This is a genomic window from Bacillus alkalisoli (assembly GCF_002797415.1).
GTDB classification, from domain to species: domain Bacteria; phylum Bacillota; class Bacilli; order Bacillales; family Bacillaceae_I; genus Bacillus_CD; species Bacillus_CD alkalisoli.
The window spans coordinates 1,898,141-1,921,038 of the sequence record NZ_KZ454944.1 but is presented as its reverse complement, the minus strand read 5'-3'; the positions used below and the strand labels follow the sequence as shown (position 1 = coordinate 1,921,038).

The 22,898-nt window shown below is 33.8% G+C and carries 29 protein-coding genes and 2 pseudogenes; 3 read left to right on the top strand and 28 right to left on the bottom strand.

The window, feature by feature from the left end; all coding sequences use genetic code 11:
• Window positions 1-32 precede the first annotated feature (32 nt).
• Entirely contained in the window at window positions 33-407 is a 375-nt protein-coding gene (locus CDZ89_RS09440) for a RidA family protein (RefSeq protein WP_100333604.1), read from the bottom strand.
• Between the two features lie 326 nt (window positions 408-733).
• Between CDZ89_RS09440 and CDZ89_RS09435 the strand changes: the two genes are divergently transcribed.
• Window positions 734-1,789 carry a YeiH family protein gene (locus CDZ89_RS09435; protein WP_096154153.1) on the top strand — a complete coding sequence of 352 codons (1,056 nt, stop codon included), beginning with the start codon at window positions 734-736 and terminating at the stop codon, window positions 1,787-1,789.
• Window positions 1,790-1,920: 131 nt separating this feature from the next.
• On the opposite strand, the gene CDZ89_RS20160 is transcribed toward CDZ89_RS09435, so the two are convergent.
• Entirely contained in the window at window positions 1,921-2,133 is a 213-nt protein-coding gene (locus CDZ89_RS20160) for a hypothetical protein (RefSeq protein ID WP_100333603.1), read from the bottom strand.
• A 132-nt stretch (window positions 2,134-2,265) separates the two neighbouring features.
• Here CDZ89_RS20160 and CDZ89_RS09425 point away from each other — a divergent pair, with 132 nt between their 5' ends.
• Window positions 2,266-3,207 (top strand): selenium metabolism-associated LysR family transcriptional regulator, encoded by a 942-nt coding sequence (locus CDZ89_RS09425; protein WP_096154150.1) that lies wholly within the window; start codon window positions 2,266-2,268, stop codon window positions 3,205-3,207.
• Between the two features lie 48 nt (window positions 3,208-3,255).
• Here CDZ89_RS09425 and CDZ89_RS09420 read toward each other — a convergent pair whose 3' ends face one another.
• The 3 genes from CDZ89_RS09420 to CDZ89_RS09410 all read right to left on the bottom strand — a co-directional run bounded on the left by CDZ89_RS09420 (window position 3,256) and on the right by CDZ89_RS09410 (window position 6,191).
• The gene (locus CDZ89_RS09420) at window positions 3,256-4,473 is read right to left on the bottom strand and encodes a dicarboxylate/amino acid:cation symporter (protein WP_096154148.1); all 1,218 of its coding nucleotides are present in this window, start codon (window positions 4,471-4,473) and stop codon (window positions 3,256-3,258) included.
• A gap of 37 nt (window positions 4,474-4,510) precedes the next feature.
• Window positions 4,511-4,888, bottom strand: a complete 378-nt coding sequence (locus tag CDZ89_RS09415) for a RidA family protein (RefSeq protein ID WP_100333602.1) — start codon at window positions 4,886-4,888, stop codon at window positions 4,511-4,513.
• 73 nt (window positions 4,889-4,961) lie between these two features.
• Complete coding sequence (locus CDZ89_RS09410; RefSeq protein ID WP_100333601.1) at window positions 4,962-6,191, bottom strand: threonine synthase; 1,230 nt, start codon at window positions 6,189-6,191, stop codon at window positions 4,962-4,964.
• 637 nt (window positions 6,192-6,828) lie between these two features.
• Here CDZ89_RS09410 and CDZ89_RS19915 point away from each other — a divergent pair.
• On the top strand, window positions 6,829-6,969 hold the full coding sequence (locus CDZ89_RS19915; protein WP_176483715.1) for a hypothetical protein: 141 nt from the start codon (window positions 6,829-6,831) through the stop codon (window positions 6,967-6,969).
• A gap of 295 nt (window positions 6,970-7,264) precedes the next feature.
• Here CDZ89_RS19915 and CDZ89_RS20155 read toward each other — a convergent pair whose 3' ends face one another.
• The 23 genes and pseudogenes from CDZ89_RS20155 to CDZ89_RS09300 form a co-directional block, all read right to left on the bottom strand.
• Complete coding sequence (locus CDZ89_RS20155; protein WP_227521480.1) at window positions 7,265-7,540, bottom strand: hypothetical protein; 276 nt, start codon at window positions 7,538-7,540, stop codon at window positions 7,265-7,267.
• Window positions 7,506-8,288, bottom strand: coding sequence for a serine hydrolase domain-containing protein (locus CDZ89_RS09405; protein WP_227521479.1), 783 nt, complete (start codon window positions 8,286-8,288; stop codon window positions 7,506-7,508). The genes CDZ89_RS20155 and CDZ89_RS09405 overlap by 35 nt, the downstream gene beginning before the upstream one ends.
• Window positions 8,289-8,821: 533 nt before the next feature.
• Window positions 8,822-9,112: a VOC family protein gene (locus tag CDZ89_RS09400; RefSeq protein ID WP_096154142.1), complete on the bottom strand. Its 291-nt coding sequence runs from the start codon at window positions 9,110-9,112 to the stop codon at window positions 8,822-8,824.
• Between the two features lie 372 nt (window positions 9,113-9,484).
• Complete coding sequence (locus CDZ89_RS09395; protein WP_096154140.1) at window positions 9,485-9,700, bottom strand: hypothetical protein; 216 nt, start codon at window positions 9,698-9,700, stop codon at window positions 9,485-9,487.
• Between the two features lie 206 nt (window positions 9,701-9,906).
• Entirely contained in the window at window positions 9,907-10,644 is a 738-nt protein-coding gene (locus CDZ89_RS09390; RefSeq protein ID WP_096154139.1) for an SDR family oxidoreductase, read from the bottom strand.
• Window positions 10,645-11,158: 514 nt separating this feature from the next.
• Window positions 11,159-11,347 carry a hypothetical protein gene (locus tag CDZ89_RS09385; RefSeq protein WP_096154137.1) on the bottom strand — a complete coding sequence of 63 codons (189 nt, stop codon included), beginning with the start codon at window positions 11,345-11,347 and terminating at the stop codon, window positions 11,159-11,161.
• 161 nt (window positions 11,348-11,508) lie between these two features.
• Window positions 11,509-11,949 carry a YhfM domain-containing protein gene (locus CDZ89_RS09380; RefSeq protein ID WP_096154135.1) on the bottom strand — a complete coding sequence of 147 codons (441 nt, stop codon included), beginning with the start codon at window positions 11,947-11,949 and terminating at the stop codon, window positions 11,509-11,511.
• A gap of 784 nt (window positions 11,950-12,733) precedes the next feature.
• Window positions 12,734-13,159 carry a hypothetical protein gene (locus CDZ89_RS09375; RefSeq protein WP_096154134.1) on the bottom strand — a complete coding sequence of 142 codons (426 nt, stop codon included), beginning with the start codon at window positions 13,157-13,159 and terminating at the stop codon, window positions 12,734-12,736.
• 169 nt (window positions 13,160-13,328) lie between these two features.
• The gene (locus tag CDZ89_RS09370) at window positions 13,329-13,898 is read right to left on the bottom strand and encodes a hypothetical protein (RefSeq protein ID WP_096154131.1); all 570 of its coding nucleotides are present in this window, start codon (window positions 13,896-13,898) and stop codon (window positions 13,329-13,331) included.
• A gap of 153 nt (window positions 13,899-14,051) precedes the next feature.
• On the bottom strand, window positions 14,052-14,279 hold the full coding sequence (locus CDZ89_RS09365) for a hypothetical protein (RefSeq protein ID WP_096154129.1): 228 nt from the start codon (window positions 14,277-14,279) through the stop codon (window positions 14,052-14,054).
• 209 nt (window positions 14,280-14,488) lie between these two features.
• Window positions 14,489-14,628, bottom strand: a pseudogene (locus tag CDZ89_RS09360) (IS1595 family transposase); the annotation flags it as partial.
• A gap of 111 nt (window positions 14,629-14,739) precedes the next feature.
• Window positions 14,740-14,871 carry a hypothetical protein gene (locus CDZ89_RS20290; RefSeq protein ID WP_255249783.1) on the bottom strand — a complete coding sequence of 44 codons (132 nt, stop codon included), beginning with the start codon at window positions 14,869-14,871 and terminating at the stop codon, window positions 14,740-14,742.
• Window positions 14,872-15,247: 376 nt separating this feature from the next.
• The gene (locus CDZ89_RS09355; protein WP_096154128.1) at window positions 15,248-15,739 is read right to left on the bottom strand and encodes a hypothetical protein; all 492 of its coding nucleotides are present in this window, start codon (window positions 15,737-15,739) and stop codon (window positions 15,248-15,250) included.
• 236 nt (window positions 15,740-15,975) lie between these two features.
• The gene (locus CDZ89_RS09350) at window positions 15,976-16,326 is read right to left on the bottom strand and encodes a hypothetical protein (protein ID WP_096154126.1); all 351 of its coding nucleotides are present in this window, start codon (window positions 16,324-16,326) and stop codon (window positions 15,976-15,978) included.
• A 486-nt stretch (window positions 16,327-16,812) separates the two neighbouring features.
• Window positions 16,813-17,610, bottom strand: coding sequence for an aminoglycoside adenylyltransferase domain-containing protein (locus CDZ89_RS09345; RefSeq protein WP_100333600.1), 798 nt, complete (start codon window positions 17,608-17,610; stop codon window positions 16,813-16,815).
• Between the two features lie 153 nt (window positions 17,611-17,763).
• Window positions 17,764-18,765 carry a S66 family peptidase gene (locus CDZ89_RS09340; protein WP_100334289.1) on the bottom strand — a complete coding sequence of 334 codons (1,002 nt, stop codon included), beginning with the start codon at window positions 18,763-18,765 and terminating at the stop codon, window positions 17,764-17,766.
• 213 nt (window positions 18,766-18,978) lie between these two features.
• Window positions 18,979-19,683 (bottom strand): GNAT family N-acetyltransferase, encoded by a 705-nt coding sequence (locus CDZ89_RS09335; protein ID WP_096154122.1) that lies wholly within the window; start codon window positions 19,681-19,683, stop codon window positions 18,979-18,981.
• 103 nt (window positions 19,684-19,786) lie between these two features.
• Window positions 19,787-19,939, bottom strand: a pseudogene (locus CDZ89_RS09330) (HAD hydrolase family protein); the annotation flags it as partial.
• 133 nt (window positions 19,940-20,072) lie between these two features.
• Window positions 20,073-20,318, bottom strand: coding sequence for an ATP-dependent Lon protease (locus tag CDZ89_RS09325; protein ID WP_096154118.1), 246 nt, complete (start codon window positions 20,316-20,318; stop codon window positions 20,073-20,075).
• Window positions 20,319-20,454: 136 nt separating this feature from the next.
• Window positions 20,455-20,826 (bottom strand): hypothetical protein, encoded by a 372-nt coding sequence (locus tag CDZ89_RS09320; RefSeq protein WP_096154116.1) that lies wholly within the window; start codon window positions 20,824-20,826, stop codon window positions 20,455-20,457.
• 152 nt (window positions 20,827-20,978) lie between these two features.
• Complete coding sequence (locus tag CDZ89_RS09315) at window positions 20,979-21,443, bottom strand: hypothetical protein (protein WP_100333599.1); 465 nt, start codon at window positions 21,441-21,443, stop codon at window positions 20,979-20,981.
• Window positions 21,444-21,946: 503 nt separating this feature from the next.
• Window positions 21,947-22,534: a hypothetical protein gene (locus tag CDZ89_RS09305; protein WP_096154110.1), complete on the bottom strand. Its 588-nt coding sequence runs from the start codon at window positions 22,532-22,534 to the stop codon at window positions 21,947-21,949.
• 58 nt (window positions 22,535-22,592) lie between these two features.
• Window positions 22,593-22,811 carry a DUF6366 family protein gene (locus tag CDZ89_RS09300; RefSeq protein WP_096154108.1) on the bottom strand — a complete coding sequence of 73 codons (219 nt, stop codon included), beginning with the start codon at window positions 22,809-22,811 and terminating at the stop codon, window positions 22,593-22,595.
• Window positions 22,812-22,898 lie beyond the last annotated feature (87 nt).

The following is a 22,898-nucleotide window of genomic DNA, read 5'->3' as shown; positions in this document are numbered from 1 at the left end:
TATAAAATATAAACCACTATATAAAAATAGTACTAAATATAGGCAATCGCATCTATTTCAATTTTGAAACCAAAATGCAATTCATTTGTTGGCACCACTGTACGTGCAGGTTTATACTCTCCAAAGAATTCTCTATATACCGCATCCACCTTATCCCATAATTTAACATCTGGAATGTATAAGGTCATCCGAATGATTTGGTCTTTTTTACTTCCTGCTTCTTCTAAAATCATTTCTACATTTTTAAGCGCTTGTAATGTTTCTTCTTCTATGGTTCCAAATTTCTTTTCACGGGTTGTCGGATCAATAGAAAACTGCCCAGAAACATAGACCGTTTCATTGTGAATTGTTGCCAGAGCATAATGCCCATTTGATTTTAAATTTCCAACTTCAAAAATACTTTTCATTGAATTCTCCTCGTTTCTTTAAAATTCAATAAGGAAGCTCCCTCAGCACCTCTACAAAAGTAATGATTTCCCATGTTCAAATGTAATACCTTGAAAGAGTATTTATTACTCATTTTTGATCGTGCTAAAAGCGAGTATCCAGTAACCAAGATTCCTTATTATTAGTGTAAAGAAGAACCCTTCCTGTGCCCATCTTTTTCTTAAAAATAACCTATTACAATTCCTAATAAAGCCTATAGTAAAGTGCTATAATTCTACCACTAGTTTCTGTGTTACTCTAGATTTATGATGGTGATTTGTATATGTATGGCAAAGGGGTGACTAGGATGGAATTGCAAAGAATTAAAACAGAAATGGTGAAAGAAAGAGTCGTGAAAATGAGAGATATAAAAGGGAAAGAATATATAAGAGGAATACTTTTGACATTGATCTTGGCACTTGTGGCCAATCAGATCGTGCTATTGCCCTTCTTTTCAATCATGGGAATCATGATTATCTCCATTTTGCTCGGGATGCTTTGGGCGGGTATCATGGGAGCTCAACCGCAAGCTAATCAAGGCATAACATTCAGCAGTAAATACCTGCTTCGAGCTGGCATTATTCTTATGGGCTTACGTTTAAATCTTAATCAAATCTTTGAAGCTGGACTTACCATCCTCTATATTGATGCCATTGTTATTGTATTTACTTTAGTTTTCATGATTGGATTAGGAAAGTTTTTGAAAGTAGATCTTCATCTGAATACGTTAATTGCGGTAGGAACTGCTATTTGTGGAGCAGCCGCCATTGTAGCGGTAGCCTCTGTTATTAAAAGCAAAAAAGAGTTTACTGCTTTAGCTGTTGCATGTATTGCGATATTAGGCACAATCGGTGCTTTAGGTTATATTTTCTTGTACCCTGTTTTAAATCTCGATTCTTATAGTTATGGAGTTTTAGTCGGTGCTACTTTACATGAATTAGCACATGTGATAGCTGCAGCAGTGCCTGGTGGTGAAGTTAGCAGTGAAACAGCCCTTATCGTTAAATTAGGAAGAGTCGTATTATTAATCCCTGTAGCTATTATTATTGGATTTATTTTTTCAAAAATGGGGAAAGGTAACGTGAAAGAAAAATCTTCCATCAAAACTTTACCGGTTCCTTGGTTTATTTTTGGATTTCTAGCAATGAGTTGTATCAATACCTTTATTTTGCTACCTGAAGAGTTGGTGAACGGTCTTTTATTTGTCAGTGTATTTCTCTTATCCATGGCTATGGCAGGTTTAGGTTTAGGCATTAAATTTAGCGATTTTAAAAAGGTTGGATTTAAACCAATATTAGTAGGTATAGTCGGTTTTATCGCCTTAACATTACTTGCTCCATTCTTGCTTTTACTAATTGAGTGAGTTTCATACTGTACAATTACTAAACGAAAAACGAATATTAAACCTTTTCTTTCATATAATTTACGTTTTATATCGATATAATAAACGGAACCTTCGTTTTTCAGTAATCGAACAGTAATTATGAAATTGATTCAATTAACTATTGTAATGAATTCTGATTTGTTAAAGTACAAGATTAAACCTTGGCCGTCTTTATGATAACGCTCTGTTGAAAGGGCTGTTGATTTCCGCGCATATCTTCGCTTTCCGCGGGCGGGCCGGGAGCCTCCTCGTCGCATTCTCTCCTGCGGGGTCTCCCGCTCCCCGCTTCTCCCGCAGGAGTCTACGATATGCGCGGAAGTCAACAGCTAGAAAGGTATTAAAAATCAACACTAACCTTTAACACAGCCTATGATAAAGATGGTCTTTTTCCACTTTTTACAAACGAATTATAGTATAATTACTAGTAGAAAGCTTTAGTGGAAAGGGGATACGGGATGAATATAGAACATTTAAAGGTGTTTTATATCGTAGCAAAGGGTAACAGTTTTTCAGAAACAGCTAAAATACTACATCTCTCTCAACCTAGTGTAAGCTTACAAATACAACAATTAGAAAACTCATTATCAATCAAGCTATTTGAGCGAACAACAAAGCGCGTTACCTTAACACCGGCAGGTAAACTATTATATAAATATGCTGAGAAAATATTAAACGTAATTCATGAGACCAAAAGGGAGATTTCCCTTTTATCAGAGTCCATTCATGGAGATTTGAATATTGGTGCCAGTCTAACAATAGGCGGGTATATTTTGCCTTACATACTTGGACGATATCAAAAGGAGTTTCCTCACGTAAATCTTCTTTTAAAGCTAGACAACTCTGATGTCGTCATTGAGAAACTGTACAATCAAGAAATTCATTTGGGATTCATCGAAACATATACTATTAATCGAGAAGTTCAGCAACTCCCTTTTATGGAAGATGAGCTTGTGATTATCGTATCTTCTAGTCTATTTGATTCAAAGATTAACAAAGAAGAGATTACAGCGGAAGAGCTCTTCTCATTACCAATGATTATGAGAGAAAAGGGATCTGGAACAAGACAGGTTGTGGAAGAAAACTTAAGAAAATTTCACCTGAATCCAAGAGACCTAAATGTAATTTTAGAACTTGAAAATACAGAAGCGATCAAGTCAGCCGTTGAGTCTGGGATGGGAGTATCCATTATATCTAAATCAGCTATTAAAAAGGAATTACAGTTGGGGGTTCTTCGGGAGATATATATTCAAGATGTTCGTATGAAGCGTCACTTCACCTTGATTTACAAAGAAGAAGCACTCACCCTTCCAAGTGAATCCTTTCTTTCGTTTATTTCTCAATACTATCAGATAGAAAAATTAAAAAACGAATCAATAGAAGAAGGGACACCCTTATAAATAGGGCGTCCCTCTTATTTTTATCATTTTTTATTACGAGTTTTAGTATTAAACCGTTTGACCTTTGTCTAATACAGGTGTAGAAGTGTTTTCGGAATTCTCTATAACAACACAACCAGATGCATCCCCCATAACATTCACACTTGTTCTCATCATGTCTAGTATTCGGTCAATACCAGCTATTAGCGCAATTCCTTCTAATGGAAGATTTACTGCTGCCAACACCATTGTCAACATCACCATTCCAGCTCCTGGAACTCCGGCCGCCCCAATCGATGCTAATGTTGCCACTAGTGCAACCATTAACAGTTGAGTAAAGGAAAGATCCACTCCAAAGTATTGGGCAATGAACAAAGTCGCAATGCCTAGATAAATAGCTGTCCCGTCCATATTAATAGTAGCTCCTAATGGTAAAACAAAGCTACTTGTTTCTTTAGAAACTCCTAAATTTTCTTGTGTGTTTTTCATTGTCACAGGAAGAGTTCCTGCACTACTGCACGTAGAGAAAGCAACAGCTGCAGCTGGGAAAATTCCTTTAAAAAAGTGAAGAGGACTCATTTTTCCAAATGTCTTTACTGCGAGTGAATAAACGATTGCCACATGAATGATGGCCGCTACAGCCATGGCGATAATCACTTTAATTAACGGTAACAATATAGCTAATCCATAAGTTCCTACAATGGGTGCTAATAAACCGAAAATTCCTATTGGAACTAACTTCATTACAATTGCGGTAATCTTATACATGATTTCAGACAAGCCTTCAAAAAAGTGTAAGACAGGTCTTGCTTTTTCCCCTACGATGACAATTCCAATACCTAAGAAGATAGCAAAGAAGATAATTTGTAGAATAGATCCCGTAACTAATGACTCAAGCGGGTTTGTTGGAATGATATTTAATAAAGTATTAATGACACCTGGAGATTCTTTAGGTTCAGCAGCAGTTTCATTAAGAGTAATGTCTATTCCAGATCCCGGGGAGAATATCAATCCAGCACCTAATCCAATTGTAACAGCAAGGAGCCCAGTAATCAGGTAATAGGTGATTGTTTTGCCCCCTAAACGGCTCAACTTTTTCATATCCCCCGCACTGGTAATTCCAACGATAATGGTTGAAAGAATTAATGGCACAATGATAAACCTAATTAATCGTAAGAATAAGTCCCCAAGTGGTTGAACGATAGAAGCCTTTTCCCCCATAAATATTCCTACGAGGATTGCGAGAATAAATGCAACAGCAATTTGAAGCGTAAAATTCTTTTTCATCATTTTTCCTCCTTCAAATTTAAAATTGATTTAATACTTATCGTCTAAAAGCGATAATTTCAATCTCTATTTCTGCATCTTTGGGAAGACGGCTAACTTCAAAAGTTGCCCTAGCAGGATATGGTTCTGATAAAAATGTCGAATATACTTCATTAAAAGAAGAAAAGTCTTCTAACGATTTCATAAATACTGTTGCTTTGGCAATATGTTGATAGGAAAGTTCTGCAGTAGCTAGGATCGCCCCGATGTTTTTCATTACTTGTTCAGTTTGCAGACCAATATCCCCTTGAACCAATTCATTTGTTTCAGGATTAATGGGTAATTGACCTGAGACGAAAATTAGATTACCTGTATCAATCGCTTGTGAATAGGGACCTAAAGCGGAAGGCGCAAGTTCGGTTTTCAATTCTTTCAAGTGTAATCCTCCTTTAACAAAAATGATTAAAAACTAAAAACCACATATGACAACGCTTTCATTTAGACTTAGATTATTGCATTGTTATATTTCTAGGTCTAATCTTTTCATTCTTTTGCAGCCTAGGTATTTCAACTTCCACTGTATTAGGGTATTTGATTCCTGCCCCTGTATTTAAAACAACAACTTTATCAGTTGCTTTGATCCAACCATCTTTTCGTAATAGTCTTGCTGCTAGGAATGCTGCAGCTCCCTCTGGACAAACAAAAGCACCTTCTTTTTTAGAAATGAGCTTCAGTTCTTCAATGACGGCAAGATCATTCACGGATACAGCACAGCCTTCTGATTCATAAATAGCCTGTAAAACTAAGAAGTCACCTAAAGCTTTAGGTACATTAATCCCAAAAGCAATGGTCTCCGAATCATTCCAAAACTCTGATTCAGTTTTCCCTTCTTCCCATGCTTTCACGATTGGTGCACAACCGTCTGATTGAACGGCTACTAATCTAGGCATTTTTTCGCCAATCCAGCCTAATTGTTGAAGTTCTTTTAACGCTTTATAAATTCCTATTAGGCCAACACCCCCACCGGTTGGATAAAGGATCACATCAGGAACTTCCCAGCCCAATTGTTCAGCAATCTCCAATCCCATCGTTTTCTTTCCTTCAATGCGGTATGGTTCTTTTAACGTAGAAACGTCATATAGTCCATTATCTTTTACAGCCTGGCCTACAATTTTTCCGGCGTCACTAATTAAACCGTTTACTAAGTAAAGATTTGCACCAGCTACTGCACACTCATTTCGAGTGATCATTGGTGCATCTACTGGCATGACAATCGTGGAGGAGATTCCTGACTTTGCTGCGTAAAGAGACCAGGCTGCTCCAGCGTTACCATTCGTTGGCATCGCCAATTCTTTAACTCCTAATTCCTTTGCCTTTGATACTCCTACCGCAGCCCCTCTAGCTTTAAAGGTGCCGGTTGGAATGATACCTTCATCTTTCATATATAACTCAGGAATATCCATGTCTTCACCCAGTTTTTTCATTCGTACTAAAGGGGTCATTCCTTCCCCCATCGATACGATATTTTCCTCCTTAAGCAATGGCAAAAGTTCATGATATCGCCAAAGATCATTTCTTCTTCCAATGAGGTCAGACGGCTTCCAATTTTCTTTCATACTAGTGAGGTCGTACTCGACTAGCAAAGGCGCACCACATTCGCAAAGCTGTTGAACTTGATTCACGTCATACTTTAAAGAACATTTTGGACAATATAGATGGGAAACGTAGCTATATTTCATGTTTCTTCCTCCTCTTGCTATATATGTATTACTTTATAATTTATAGTATCACAATTATGGTCAGTATTTTCTAAATATTTAAAAAACAACCTATGACTCTTTCTTATCGGATGTATTAAGATTCTTAATAAATGAATCTATTTCATAATTCCTGTTCGTTTAGTGAAAAACGAATGTTCCGTTTATTAAAGTTAGATAACGTTCGATATAAAACGTAAGTTATATTTAAAAGTAGGTTTATTATTCGTTTTTCGTTTAGTAATTGTACATTATGAAACTCACTAAAGTAGTTGGACATTTTTGGTCCCCAAAGACTGGCGCTTTGATTCCATTAAAATATGGGAAAATCGCAGAGCGTTTCTATTAATCTCCTTTATTCAATAAAAAAAGCACTAGAATCTAGTGCTTTTGCTAAACTATTAAATATTCAACTCGTGGTCAAAACAAAAAGATGCACGGGGACGGTTCTCTTGCTTCCGGAGCACTAGAACCGTCTCTTTGCTTCAAAAATCTCTACCATAAACAATTCTTTATTGTTTTATTATTTTTTAAAAATAAAAGGGATATTCTATGATTATTTTTATAAAAGGACTGCAAAATAAGAAAGTAGGGATTTTTTAACAAAGGAGGAACACCAATGTCCAAAGACAAGCAGACACCTTCACCAGAGGTAGACCAAAAGAAACTTTTAAATGATAAAGTGGAGAAAGCTCGTCAAAACAATTTTGAAGATAACCACATTCGAAGAGTGACTCCAAACGGTGCCCAAGGCGAATAAGTTTTTTCTCAGAAGCAGAATATCATTTATTCGTGATATTCTGCTTTTTATGTTCAGTTAGTCTAATAGGAATATCCCTTTTGGAGACACTTTTAGTGGAACAAGCAAAACAGCTGCACCGATACAGCCCCTAATACTATTAGTATTTACCTTCAACTTCAGTGCTCGTTAGATAGTTATTTGTATTTAAAAAATGCGAATCCTTCTGGAAAATTAATCCTCGTTCCTTTAAATAAAATACTTCAAAATCTATTCCAAGATTATGTCTTATTAACCCACATTAGGCATCTATTTTTTATTTAATATTTTTGATTATCTTCAACATCATCCCTGCTGCGACATTTTGCCCAAAAAACTGATTAGTTGTTCCTGTAAAATATAGGTCGGTCTTTGGATGGTAAAATGAAAAAGCACCTGTCTGCCCCCAATGTCCTATCAATCCATTTTTAAATTCTTTAATAGATATAGGTTGATTTGCAATTCCAACCCCATAAAAGAATAATCCTGGACCGAAAAGGATTTTCCATTCTTTAAGCTCAGTGAAATATTCTTTCGGAAAAGAACTGTCCATTGAAAAATGCCTTTAAAAATAGCATAGATTCCTTCGCAGTTGATACAATGCCTCCTTCTGGTCCGATAGATGACATATATTGGGGAAGATGGAGTTCCTTATCTTTGTAATACATAGTGGCAGGTTTTTCATCATTCACATCTTCAAATAAGTACGTTTCCACTAAATCTAGTTCATCAAAAATAAATTCTTTGAAAACCGTATGGATTTCTTTTTTAGTTATTGTTTCAATAATTCTACCTAAAAGTTGATAATTTGTATCAGAGTATTGAGCCCTTTTTCCAGGTGCGAATTTCGGTTTCTTTTTTTTGGCACTCGCTATTACTCTTCCAAAACCCCAACTTTGATCTTTTCCTGTCACTAATTCCTTCACCGCCTCAGAGGAAAAGTAATCAGGTATTCCTGACGTATTAGACATTAAATGTTTGATTGTTATATCTTTGGAGTAATCTATACCTTTATATATGTGGAGTTCATGTAGAATTTCATCCGTAAAATATTCGGAGATTTTATTTTCTAATTGTAAGTAGCCTTCTCTTCTTAATAGTAGTAATACAGTTGTTACGTATAATTTTGTAACACTTGCGATAAAATATGGTTTATTTTCAGATAGATTTCCTGCCCCGTATAAGAGCGATAAAGAACTGTCCCCATTTTCAACACATAATACAGCACCATATATATTTTTCTTTGATACCGAAGTTGAAACTAAATCAGCAACAAATGATGAATCAATTGTTCTTAGCAACTATTATAGCCCCCTCTCAATTAAATTATCCTTTGCTTTGGATCTTCTCTAATTATATTCACAAACTATATACTTAAAGCATTTTTCTTGTTCAACTATTGATCGTTAGTACAAAAACATTTCAACAAAATAGCGCTAATCCCTTCTTGGATCAACGCTCTCCGTTTGTTCAATAAGGTTGAACTCATTTGGCATTTTCATTATTTATTTTTTTGTTTCTTATAATACTATGAATGATCAGTCCGATTAGAAATAAAGTTAATGATGTGAATACGATTCCATAGCCTATTTCCTGATTGGTATAGTTTTGATAAACATATAGTGACATCGACGCAGAGCTTATTATTAAAGCAAATATTGTTAACGAATGGGTTTTTACTTTTCTCAAGAAAACTCACCTCTTTCTTCTTCAATACTCCTTCTTCTTTACTTCAACAAGAGAAAGACGACAACCTTCATTCAGCTATCTCACCCGTTAGCCGAAGACAAATGAAGGTTCTTGTGCTATCAATTCATTTGGAAAAAACATATATCTATTCCTTTTCTTGTCCTAAAAACACGGTACTTTCGTCTACAAAACAAATAGGATTGCCAAAAGGATCTTTGGCATAAAAACATCTTTCTCCCCAAGGTTGAGTTTCAATCCTCTCATCAATTGGACACCCGGTCATTTTTACACGTTCATACACTTTTTCAAGTTCAGAATTGTTGTTTTTTTCTTCTTCAAGCAGTTCAATAATTCTCTTGTTTTGTTTCAACTGCTCTCTTAACAATGCAATAATCGTACTTATTCCTATAATAATAATCAGTATCATTACCCACATAAAATTCCCCTCCCATACCCACGCATCTATTAAAGAATTCTGATTCGTTAGCACAATAAAGAAATGCCATTAATTCACAGAAACTCTTAACCCCTATAAACCTATTTTATAGCTGCTGAATTTATATACGGCTGTTAAAAGAGTTAAGTTTCATAAAATCAAATAATAACCATTTTTCCAAGAGTCGTTACAACAATAGGACATCTTCCGCTAAACTGTTCCGTTAGTACAATAACACTTCAACAAAAAAGCGCTAATCCCTTCTTGGATCAACGCACCCGTTAGCTTAACATCTTTATACCATTCATTAATTTCTTCTTCTTTAAAGTCATATCCCCAAAAAAACCGCTCCTATGTGTTTTTATCTTTCTCCTATTCATAACGAATGACAAATTGAAAAGTCACACTTTTATTTATTTTAAATATCAATTTATAATCTGGTAATGCCCAATCATTATGTGCTGTTGAATGAGTATTGGCATTGTCTAATTCTTTTACCAATTCTTCAAAAAACTCTTTATCATCAATAGTTGTAATCATTGCATATTGTTCGGTCTGCTCCTGATTTTCCAAGGACAACTTTAGCATCAACAGAAAGAAGCTAATCTTCTTCTTAAAGATTAGCCCCGTTACTTTAAATGAATATCATTACAAGTTGTTATAATGCCATTTATTCTCCAATTTCTAGTAAAATACAAACTTACCTGATAAATAGCTAATTTCTAAACCCTAGACTTTGCCGTTTTCAGTATATTCATAGAAACGCTGCCATCCTTGTGCAAGAAAGCACAGTTTTACGTATCGCTTCCTAAAGATGATTTATTATAAACCACCGGAGTCTTAAACCGCCATTCTATCCACGTTTTTTCAACTGTCACTAGTTCAGTTATAAAACGACTTACATTAATTCTGCTAGTTTTACCCGGATTGAATAATGGACTTCTTACAGGAGATTCGAAAATTTCATAAGAACTTTCTTCATCATGGTTAACTAATGTATCAGGTCGGACGATAGCCCATTCTATCTTTTCATCCTCTTTACCAATCTCGCGTATCAGATGATTTGCTGCCTTGATGTTATCACGATGAGGTGGAAGCAAAAGCTCTAGTACGGAAAAGATGATTTTTTCTCCTGTTGAATTTGCCTCTCCCGATATAGTATTTGTATAGCCTGTCGTACCCATAAGAATGATCTTTACTTTTTTGTTAGCATTGTTTTTGACTGTCTCACATACTCTTTTAATTGCATCAAACACTAAATTACGAGGATTACCAAACATTCCTTTGGGTGTAACATTGTGACCAAGACACAAAATAATGACATTGCATTCACTTATAAGGGTATTCAACTCAGAATCATCTATTTCGTTGATATTTCCCTTAACGATTTCCACTAATGGATTTTCTTCTAGGTGATTAAACAGAACTGCGCTTTTTCTAATGAAAATCCGAGTATTAATTTTCCTTTTGATTAATTGATTGACCACTAGTTTACCAGTAGCTCCGCTGGCCCCAAGAACTAATACTCTCATTTTCCACCACCTCCGTTTCTCACGCCGCGGTTGGAGAGTCACACTACCTTATTCGGGCAATACAAATACTGTATTTCATCATGCTTCCTCCTCTTGCAATATATGTATTATCCTATTATTCAAAGTATCACAATTATGTTCAGCGTTTTACTAATATTTAAATACTGTAATATCATTTGTTTTTTCCTATCCACATCAAGTTGATAACGGATAGTTATATTAAATATGCCATTTTCAATTCTATCTAAGGGTTTCTTCAATAAGAAAGGTGCGTTCTCCTTCTTGAGATCGCACCCGTTACTTTAATAATTGGCTCTGTTAAAGGTTAGTGTTGATTTTTTGATACCTATCTAGCAGTTGATTTACGCGCAAGTCGTAGACTCCTGCGGGAGTAGCGTTGGCCTGGAGACCCCACAGGCGAAGCCGAGGAGGCTCCAGCCACGCCCGCGGAAAGCGGAGACTTGCGCGGAAATCAACAGCGGTCTTTAACAGAGCCTAATAATTAATAATATACTTAAAGGTGTTTAATACTTAAACCTAAATAAATCAAACTGGAAACTGCAATAAATCCAATAAAAAATAATACTTTATTTCTGTTAGACCAATTTTTCATCCAACCCCATCTTTTACGGTCTCTATCTAACAACAAAAAATCAATCACTACTGTTAAAATAATCAAAAGAAAGACTAAAAAAGGAACCATAAGTTCTTTTACCTCCTTCAGTATCCATTACAGACTATTACAAATTACACCATATTTTTATTGACTAAACTGCTTCATATATACAATAACACTTCAACAAAAAAGCGCTAATCCCTTCTTGGATCAACGCATCCCGTTACTTGAATAAGAAAATTCACGAATTAATCATTACTTTCAAACTCTATTGCACTTGATATTAAACTTACATCTTCTTTATCATTAAAGTAATCTTGAAGTTTCTCAACTGATCTGTTATCTATTTTGAACGTTCCGTTTTTGTCTGGTAAAAGTCGTTGAATATACCCCTCACCATCCTCATTAATCCAAAGGTGATAATTTTTGTATTTATTATCCTTTAGTCCTAAAATAAATGACAATAAAGGTTTAGTAGTAATAACCTCTCCCTCTAGTTCCTTAGCATGGTTGACTGTATCAACAAACATTTCAATTGTTTCCTCATTATCAATAAATTCATCCTTTGGCTTTACACCACCATCATTTTCCCAATAATTTAGATCTACTCGCTCCACATTATTAACATCAATAGAGGAACAGGCAGCTAATAAAAATATTAAAAAGAATAATAAGTGCCATTTTCGCATTTTCGTCCTCCTCCTTTCTTTTTAAATTACCCTAAAAATCCATACTATTATTGATTTATGAGCAGGTTAGTCAAATTAGAAAAAAAAAGAGCTTTAACCAAACTGGTCTCTAACTCTTGCTGCCGTTACTTCACGCCCTTGAAAAATAAATTCATAGAAACCATCATTAACCCCTTTAAACCAAATTCAGCACCTATAAAATAGATACGGCTATTAAAAGGTTAAAGTTTCAAAAAAACAAATAATAACCATCTTTTAAGAAGTCGGTACAACAACAGGACATCTTTCGAATTCAATAAAGAAAGGTGCTAATCTTGCTAAGATCAGTACCTCTCCTTGTTTCATATTCGCTCCAAGTTTGTTGAATAAGCAACTATTCCAGTGGCTATTCTAAACTGGATTTCTTTTTCCAATAAATTCCCTCCTTGATGAACGTACGGTTTATAACTCTATACTACCTCTTTAAATACAATAAGTTGATAATTCCTTGATAAGGATATAAAAAGGATCTTTGGAAATCGTCAACACGAATTAACATTAAAAATAGAGTAATTCTTTCGTACATAAATATATTATCAGTAACTTCTAAAAAATATGGTAGATACCTAGTATACCAAAAGCTCTTCTTGCTCTTCTTCTACAGTCTACGCTTAAAGACTAAAGTTACCTATAGTCCTCCAAGACTCGCTACGAGTGAATGGCTAGTTCTTACTCGACGGGAATCCCACCCGCTTTATGATACGACCTAGGCTCGGCCGCACAAGCATCCGTTAGTTGAAGAAATTTACTTTTCACCTTTATTCTCTTTGATAAATTCTAATAGTTCAGGCGATTTTATGTAATAAGCCATCATTTCATCTTTGTGTATTACCTTAAAAATGCTATTACTATCATAGATAATATGAATAATTTTCTCTGGATTTACATAAAACCCAATGCTAGAGTTCGAAAATTCTTCGACCAAAGGAACTGTTCGAACTAATATATTTTCTTCCACTTCATCAATAAAGGTTGCGGTATTATGCAAATCAACAATCTTTCTTATCTCATCTTCTTCTTTTAAGTCACCACTATTAACAACTATCCCATTTTCACTAATGATAAATTGAATTTCTTTAACACCCTCAATAGGTTTTATTTTATTATTTGAACATGACGTGAAAACAAATAACATTAAAAACATTACTATAAATATATTATATCCAGACATTTTCATTCACCCCTCGATTATCTCCCAATACTTCTACAAGAACAGCTACCAATCCTGCTTAGATCAGTAGCTGTTCTTCTTCAATATTCGCTGCAGATAGCTTAATAACCAAAAGGTTTCGGAAACTATCTCAATTAGTTATTAAAGCCACAGTGACTATCTAATGAAATTAATGGCGTTTATTTATTTCAAAAAGGATTTCGCCATTTTCAGAATGACCAGTTACAATTCGTTCAGGTTCAAAGTCGTGTATTAAAAAGTAAGTCTTGTTACCATAAGAATCCTCGATAATATTTGCAGGAATAAGTTCATTACTCACTTGAACTTTTACCGTTTGAATATCAGGATTATTTATATCTCCGAAACTAATTAAACGGTTCTCCTGACTTGGTAAAAATTTAAAAAAATAAGTTAAATCATCCGTAAAAGAACGTGGAGTTTTCCATGATGAATTTAATCTTTCCCATCCCTTTTTATCATTTTTTACAAAAATATCAATGACTGGGATAGTGTATTCGGTATGCAAATTACTGTTGGTCAACTTATCGGGATTTGCTTTAGAAACTATAATTGCAAATTCATCTAATTTTTCAATATGAATTATTTCTTTTGCCTGATAATAAGGCATTTCTTGCTCTAATGCTTTCTCTAATGTTAGTGGTTTATTACCATAGAAAACAAACCAAATAATTGTAATTGCTATTACTGGAAAAAATAATAAAGTGAATTTTTGCTTCATATATTTCCCCCTTTTTCATAACAGGTTATTGAACTATTCTGCTTCTTTCCTTCTACAAGAGCTGTTACCAATCATGATTCGATCAGTAGATGTTCTTCTTCAATATTCGCTATCCGATTCCTTAATAAGCAATAACTTTTTAGCATACACAAGCTATCTTTTAAATAAAAATATTTGTTTTAATTTTAAATAATCTACTATTTGTTTCGCAATAATATAGCAAAATAAAAAACCGAAAAATAAAAGTATTGTCATAATGATACCTACATACGGATACGGATTAATTGGCAATAAAGTTAAAATAAATTGCTGTACATTGAAAAATACATATCCGAAAACAACGGTTAAAACACCTACTATAAATTTCGCTTTTATATCCAAAGTCTACACCACCTTGATAATTGTATAGAATTAATCAAAGTTCTCCCCGCTTTTTACTCAACTAAAATGCGTTAGTTAAATGAATCAATTTCATAATTAAGGTTCGTTTATTGAAAAACGAACATTTTAGTATATTACATAATAATACGTTAGCGAATTAGGTTAAAATATTGCAGAAATAGATGCTATCATTCGTTTTTGTATAGTAGTTGAATCCACCCCTTAAGTCTGCAGTGGTAGTTGTTGACGTTCTGGATGTGATAGAGGCCTTTTGTGCGAACTTTCCCGTCGGAACTGAATTGATATACATCTAAACTTTTACAGCCGCATATGTTTTAAAGGTGCGCCAAGTAAAACACTAGTGATGGTATTTTCATCCTACTTTCTTATATCATTAAGATTAAAACTTTTTATTACTTTGTTTTTAAAATTAATCACTACTTCTCCATTCAACAATTCACTATTTACCATTGACTTCTACTCTCTGACCAATTTCTTTTAATTTTCTTTTTTTATTAAAATACATATTTGTTAATGTAAATGGAAAGCCCACTACGTCGATCGCAGTTTTTATGAATTTATCCGTTTTCATTTATTTCATCTCCTTCAAGGAAAATAATACCTTAAATATGTTTCCTGTGATTGATTAATTTGAATTTACTGGTAAATATATTAATTCCACATTAGTGTAATAAGAATGGGTACCGCCGTAGCATCCCTATCTTTAACTAAAGCTTTCCATTTTTTCAACAATAACTTATTAGTTCACTTAATTTAGAACTCTGGTACAAACGCTACCAGTTTGTTATTGCCTCCCTTTTACATACAATATCTTTATATAGAATAGATAAAATAGAAATCCTTTTTTTTACAATTATGTTCCTTTACTTCAATAACAAAGGTGCGATCTCCTCCTTTAGGATACGCACCCGCTTAGCTCAAAAAGTGCTAAGGATATATATATTTTTTTAGTCTACAATTGGAATTATCTTAAGTGAAGTAAAAGAAACACCATGAAATGCATAAAATAAACGAGATTTTTCTGTTATAGGTACTTCTTTTTCCTTACCATCACCAAGTATTTTTATTTGTTTGATACTTTCATCGTAAGCCTTTCCTGCTACAATTGAAATATTTGTCCCTTGGTGAGTCTCAATATTAAATCCCATTGTTGAAAAAGTACTCCCGTCATCATCAAAACCAATAAATGGCTGTCCTCTATACCAACTAAATCCCTTCTTACTTTCTATTATACTCGCAACACCTAACGCTTCCTTAAGTTCAAAAAACACAATCGTTTCACCACTATATTCCTCAACAGATAATAAAATTGCATTGGAACTCTCTTCTTCCAATCCATTTTTAATTGCATCTTCCTTTGTGTTATACCATTTAGTGTTGTCTTGAGTGCAACCTACCAACAAGGTAATGGAAAAAAATAAAAGAAATAACTTCTTCAACTATATCACTTCCCCTAAAATAGTTTATTTGCATTTTGACAGGACTCACGGAGATGTTCAATTTCCAGTTCTGTGGTCATTTCATTCAAGTCAATATCTCCAAAGTAGCACAACAATATATTATATAAAAAACAATAGCTTTTTAAAGTCAGAGGAGAATACCCCTCAATCAGTTTATCAAGCTGGTATTAATACCTTATTAAAGAATAGATCCCAAATTGTTTTAAATATCCTACTTATTGACTGTCTTTCTTTGTTTTATCAAGGAATTTAACAGCTTCTTCAATATCATAAGTTTTTAATATTAATTGTTTCAGTTCTCCACCACCAGTTTCGAAAATAAGTACTGCTGGAGCTTTTTCTATTTCATATTTAGGATACTTTTCCTTTGCAGTAGCTAAGTTTGTTAAATATTCTGATTTTACAACAGAATAATCGTTGCTAAAAAATTTACTAAACTTTTCAATAATATTTTCTTCGCCTTGAACAATAAGCAAAAAGAATTTCGTATCAGCTTTTTCATTAGAAGAACAACCTATAATCAAAGCTAACAATAAAAACGAACATATTAGAATTAATCGTTTCATTATAACTCCCCCAAAAGCTTTCACAATCTTTTTTAAAATTAGCTTGTGCTATTACTTGAACCGAATGTTACCAAAAGATAGCCAAAAAAGAAGACGATTTCCACTATCAAACTTCTAGAACCTTAACCTTAAGTATGTAAAAAACTATTAAATGGGTAATACATTAAAAAATGCATCTCCCTGATTTCCGTGTTATTATACTTAACTATAACACTAAAGTATCGTACGAAATTTATAAATATAAACAGTTGTAAGAACACGTTTCTAAGTGGACATTGTTCCTCTCCCAGGGCACTGAAAAAGTAATAGTTTTTTAAAAAGAAGATAATTAAGGGGGTAAACTATGTCCCCAAACACATTAGCATCGCTTAGAAACGATTCTGGAGCCTCGTTTTTTGGGCATTCATTTTAATTTTTAAAAATTAGAGACTATTTCAGTGGCCTCTTCCTGTCCCGGTGTCCAACCTTGTTGCAGTTAAGCTCCCGTTAGTTTAATAACTTTTGAACATTATCTAAAATATAGTCTCTTAACAATAAAAGTTCATTTCTATCAAAATCATAAGTATCTTTGTCATTCGCATAACTATCTACTACTTTTTTAACAGTACTACTCATCTCTTTAGGAAGTGTTAATAATCCCCATTTTCCAGCTTCTTGCTTTGAAGAAATTACTCCTTCTTTTAAATACCAAAATACTCTAATCAAATTTAACGTAGAATAAATCGGGTCGGCTTCAATATTTTTTAAACACTCCTGAAAATCACTTAATATTGACGATAAATAATCTGACCTTGGAATTAAAGGAAAGACTTCTTCAATAGGTTTGCCATCTACACATATTCCTCTATGGTTAGTTATAGTTATATGAGCAGCTAAATCTGTATCAGTGTTACTATCTCTATTTAAAAATTTGTATGTATTTTTTGACAAATCATTTTCATATCTTTCTCTCCAGAACTCACTATAATGAAAATCAAATGGACAAGGATGTTGCCAGTCTATTAATTGTTCTTTATTTATAAAACTAATTTCAATTGGAAATGGGGAATTAGAATAGGTTAAAAAGAACTTTGCTAATTTCCTTTTAGTTACAACTGTCAATGATTTATTTGTGATAACCAAAACATCAATATCACTACTGTTAGGGTTAAACCCTCCCATCGCTAATGACCCGTGTATATAGAAACCGATGAAATCATCATTTATTATTTCGATAATCTCTTTATGTAGTTTGTATATAAAGTATTTTATATCTGTAGAACACGTTTCCCAATTATAAACCATTTATAATTCCCCTTACCTGATTTCATTATCCTGCCCGATTGCTTAGTACCAATTATCCCAAATATTGGACATTCACTCAAGATATATTGACCATAAAAAAAGAAGCTTACCGTGTTGGAGATAAGCTCCTATTGCGTTGAATAAGCGTTGTTATTAGATTACACCATCTTCAAGGAATGTAATTATTCTTTGAATAGTATCTAGGTTCACTTCGATCCCAATTGGAAATACATGCGAAGGGAAAGTGTGTCCAATGTCAACATTTGATAGTATAGGTATATTCGTATCACCAATTATTTCAATAAGTAATTCATCGAGTGAAAATGGCGAACCTAAATCATTGAAATGTTCATGCTTTCCAATAACCAAGCCTGCAATTTCATCAAAAACTCCAGCAACCTTTAACATACTTAGTGACCGTTCTTGAATAGCCATATCTTTAAAGGAGTCTTCAATAAATAGAATTGCTCCTTTTAAATTAGGAAAGTATTCTGAACCAATAAAGCCAGACATCGTATTTAAATTTCCACCAATCAATTTGCCTGTGGCATTCCCTTCACGTAGCGTTATCCATCCATCATTTTTGGCCATTTCTTTTCCTCTATCTTGTAAGTTCCAATCTAACCTTTCCTCTGTCCATTCCAAGGGTACTTCTAGCGAGAACGGAGCCCTCTTTTTTAATTTCACTATGTCTTCAAAATACTCTTTACCCTTTGATATCATTTCTGGAAATTCACCGAAAGAAGGTATAATGGCAGGACCATAAAAAGTGGTTAATCCTGTTTTAGTATAGATTCCTAATAAAAGAGCTGTAACATCACTGTACCCCATTACAACTTTTGGTTTACTTTTTAAATATTCGTAGTCAATATAAGGTAATAAGGAATTGGAATTAAGCCCTCCAATTGTACTTATAATTGCTTTTACCTCGTCATTATATATTAATTCATTTATTTCTTCGGCTCTTTCTATAATTGAACTTGAACGATAAGCTTGTATTTTATTCGAGCATGAACCTTTAATTATTTCAAACCCCATTTTCTCCAACTGATTTAACCCTCTTTGGTACCTCTCCCTAAAAAGAACTGGTGCTGGAGACGATGGAGTAATAATGCCAACAGTATCTCCCTTTTTTAAAGCTTTTGGTTTTAACATTGGATAACAACCTTTCATCGTCCATTTCTCATTTCATGTTGAACTATACTGCCCTTTTGCTTAATACCAATTATTTCAAATTCCTTTGTGCAACTCAATCTTTTTTTCGCAAAAAAAAGACACTTTCCTTGTTTCAGAAACGCGCTCGATTCTGGAATAATCCAAGAGGGTGAACACCTATACCCATGTTCCGTTCAAGATCTTTTATGGTTTTTACTTAACTATCTTATAAATCCCTTTTCGATCGCGGAGTTCGCATCCATTTTTCTCAAAGATTTTAATCATGTAAGAGTTGTTCACATCGGTGCTGCCAACATAATAGTTGGCCTGGAATTTCTTGAGTAATACCAGACTGATTTTATGGATATTCCCCCCCAGTCCTTGTCCTCTTAGATTAGGGAGAACGCCAAAGTAAAATAATCTTCCTTCAGTCCCTATTTCAATATGAGGAATACTTATCCCAATTATAACTTCATCATTAATGAAATAATAACAATGCCGGCGCCACTCCGGTCCCAATTCATTGTTGAGCGAATTCATGACTTGGTCAATAGGCTGCCTTATATTTTTATTGGCAGACCTCGATCGGCAAAGGTCGTATAATTTTGCATATTCATTGTCATCCATCAATCCTTCTGAAAGAGAATGCCAACCAAATTGATCATCAATTTCCGGTAAATCCGCCAGTTTCCTTGTATACTCAACAATACTTGAAATCTTGCGAAACTTTTTTTCGAGTAGCCAGCTTTCAAAACTTTCATCCATAAGTAAAGATAAATAGCCGATCCTCAGGTGGCCCCATTCCTCCAAGATTTGTGTAAAATGATGTAAGTATGCTTCTTTTGGAATATTATCTTTTTTGATTTGATCAACAAGCCAATATTCTTGTTTGTTTTTGATGATATTAAATAAGTTCAAGTTGTTACCCCCTTTAATAGCATAGGTATCCTCTCGCAATATGCTCATAATGAAATTGCCTGTTGTTCTGGTCTTTTACAGATTTTAGAATCTGTTAACTCGCTAAGACAGGTAGCATATCTCGAATAGGTCTTGCAGATGCGAAAATGACCTCAATACCCGCTTTTGTCAACTCCGACAATGAATGACGTATCTTGCTAGATACTGGTTGTCCTTTAAAACAAACTGTTCCATCTAAATCAAAAACAAATTTCAATAGTCTCACTCACTTTCATATTAAGTCTTTAAATTTTACTGTAAAAAAAAGTAATTGTCTTCTTATTCAACTATCCCGCTGCTAGTTAGTTCAACAAGCGATAAAATTTACGTACCCAATAGCAAAAATATGTTTACTCTTTTAAATCTGCCTCAATTGATTCCCTTTCTTCTTTTTCTTTTAAATACTTTTCATAAGCCAACTGAACTTCATCTACGCTTCCAGTTGGTACTGCTTTTTTATGTATATCATTTAACAACATGTATGACCTAAGAATAATTCCCAATACTATTGTACCTAAAATATAAACACCAATAGGTCCAAAGAAAATCAAAATACCTAAAATACCTGCCAACAAAATAGATCCTAATAATTTCATTACATTCATCCTCCCCTTCATCTACATTACTACTTCTATACTTCAATAAGAAAAAGCCAATCTCCTTCTTGAAGATTAGCAACCGTTTGTTGAACAAGACTTTTTGAATTTATAAAGGTCTTTCCTATAAATATATTCAATCACCCACCTTATACACTTTACCTTGTGCATAAATAAATTCGTTTATATCTTCACCTTTTATGGAATAAACACTTGTTCCTTTACTAACAAATGTTGCCTCTCCATCTTTCAACTGATACTCAGGATTGTCGACTTCCTCACTTCTGGTAACAGAGAAAGTAATTTCACCTAATTTTATTCCAATATCACTTTCAGTAATTATGGTTGTTTTCTCCTCATTTAAATAATATTTGTTTCCGTTCCAAGCAATAGCATCTACCCAGTCCACTGCCACTTGCATCTTATCGATTTCCTTTTCACTTACGACAGAACACCCAGCTAGCAGAAAAACACTAATAGAAAATAAAGCGAAAAGTATTTTACTCATAGTCTCTCTCCTTTTTTAATTGACGTTTTTACTGTAAATGTTGTTGTGCTAAGCTGCTTCGTTAGCTTAATAACTCCCACAAAATAGGAGCTTATCCTTCTTTAAGATAAGCCCCCTTTAGTTCAATATGAATTTATAATAATGGAGGACTATCAGATAGACAAATCGATAAATTCTAGTTCAGTTTCTGCTTCTGCTTTCGAACGATAAACGGTAATTTTATCATAGGGTTTCAAGTTGTATTGCCACGTTCCTATATTAATGAGAAAATCTTTTTCGTTTTCTGAATTTATATAGCACTCTAAATCCCTATTGATATAACAAATTGGTGCGTCACTTTCCGAATCACACTTTTGGTAAACAGTTCCGATAATTCCACCTTTACTATCTTTTGCCATAATATCTACATGTGGAACCGTAAAAAACTCTAAATGTGGAATATCATCGTCAAAGATAAATTGAATATCATAATCGCTAGCACATTTTTGATACTCTTCATTTTTATATTGAGCACTCATAGGAAAAATTGTTGTCCCTGCTAGTATAACTTCAGTATCTTCTATATTTACATTTATGGCTCCAATTAATTCTGTTCTATCTAGATAAACTTTTCGCATCTCAACCTCCGTTTAATCTTATTTTAAATTAAATGCTCATTACTTTTGTGATTTCTTATTGATACAGATAGGTAAGGGTTTGAAATTATCGCTCCCTTATCCCCCTGTTCACACCAGTACGTGCGACTTTCACCGCATACGGCGTTCCAACTATTTGGACATGGGGACAGGAAGAGGCCACTGAAAAAGTCCAACTTTTAAAAAGTAAAAATAATGTGCAAGAAAATGACGCTCTAGATTCGCTTCTAAGCGACGTTTCTGTGATAGGTAGACATTTTTGACCCCCTAAAAAACATTGTTTTTTAAAAAAGGCGACTTTTTCAGTGGCCTCGGACAGGAACATCGTCCACCCCCAATTGCATAAAAGGCATCTACTAATAAATATAAACTGTTGTAAGAACACGTTTCTAAGTGGCATTGTTCCTGTCACGGTGTCCAACTGAACAGTACCTTTCCTTGTTTCATATTCGCACCTGTTAGTTCAAAGTCTTAGGTTACTATTTTTAATAATCTTTTTGGTACAAGATAGATTCTTCCTGTATTTCTTTCATCATATCCACCCAATAATTACGAGTAATAATAGAAGTCACTACATAATATTGACTAGATATTTTTCTCCAAGCTAAAGTAGTGTTATATATTGGTTCTAATACTTCACGTTCTTCTGCTGAAAAGGTTATCATATCTAATCTATCCAAGTTAGCTTCTATAAAATTATCTTCTATATAAACTAAATCACTTGCCATTAAATACGAAGTTGTCTTAGTCGCATTCTCTAAACCTTTAGCACGATTAGGGTATATCGATCTAGCCATTTCTTCGATTTCATAACTAGCATGTTCAATTGTCTTATAAGCACTTTTTAATTGTATCCATTGTGCATAAGGAATTTGATTTTCATCCATTGCAGTCGTTAATATACTTGAGGCGGTATGAATTTCAATCTGAATGGCATGGACCTTTTCCATTAAAAGTGGATTTAAATAGTTATGTAGATTACTTACTTCTTGATGTTTCTTATAACCATAAATGGCGGCAATAAATAATAGAAAAACTAAAAAATAAAACTGTTTTTTTGATAAATTCATCATAAAAAATTTCCTCGATTCTAAAACTATTCAATATTAATTTCTTCAACAATCGCACCCGTTACTTAAATAAGAGTGATACAATAAAAAATCCAAATATGATTATAAGAGTAAGAATTCCAGTACCTTTCCAACCTAAACTACCTACTAAATCAGCTAGGTTTCTACTGTTTGCTCTATTAAAAGCATCATTCATATTACCAGTAGGATTTCTTTTTAATTCCTCCTGTCTCAACCTCTCTCTCTTTTGTTCAGGAGTTTCTTTTTTATCATTACTCATCATTTTCCCCCTTTAAAACAAAAGCACCCGTTTAGTTGAAGTGAAGTTTTTCACATACTCAATATCTAATCCAAAAATAGTAACACT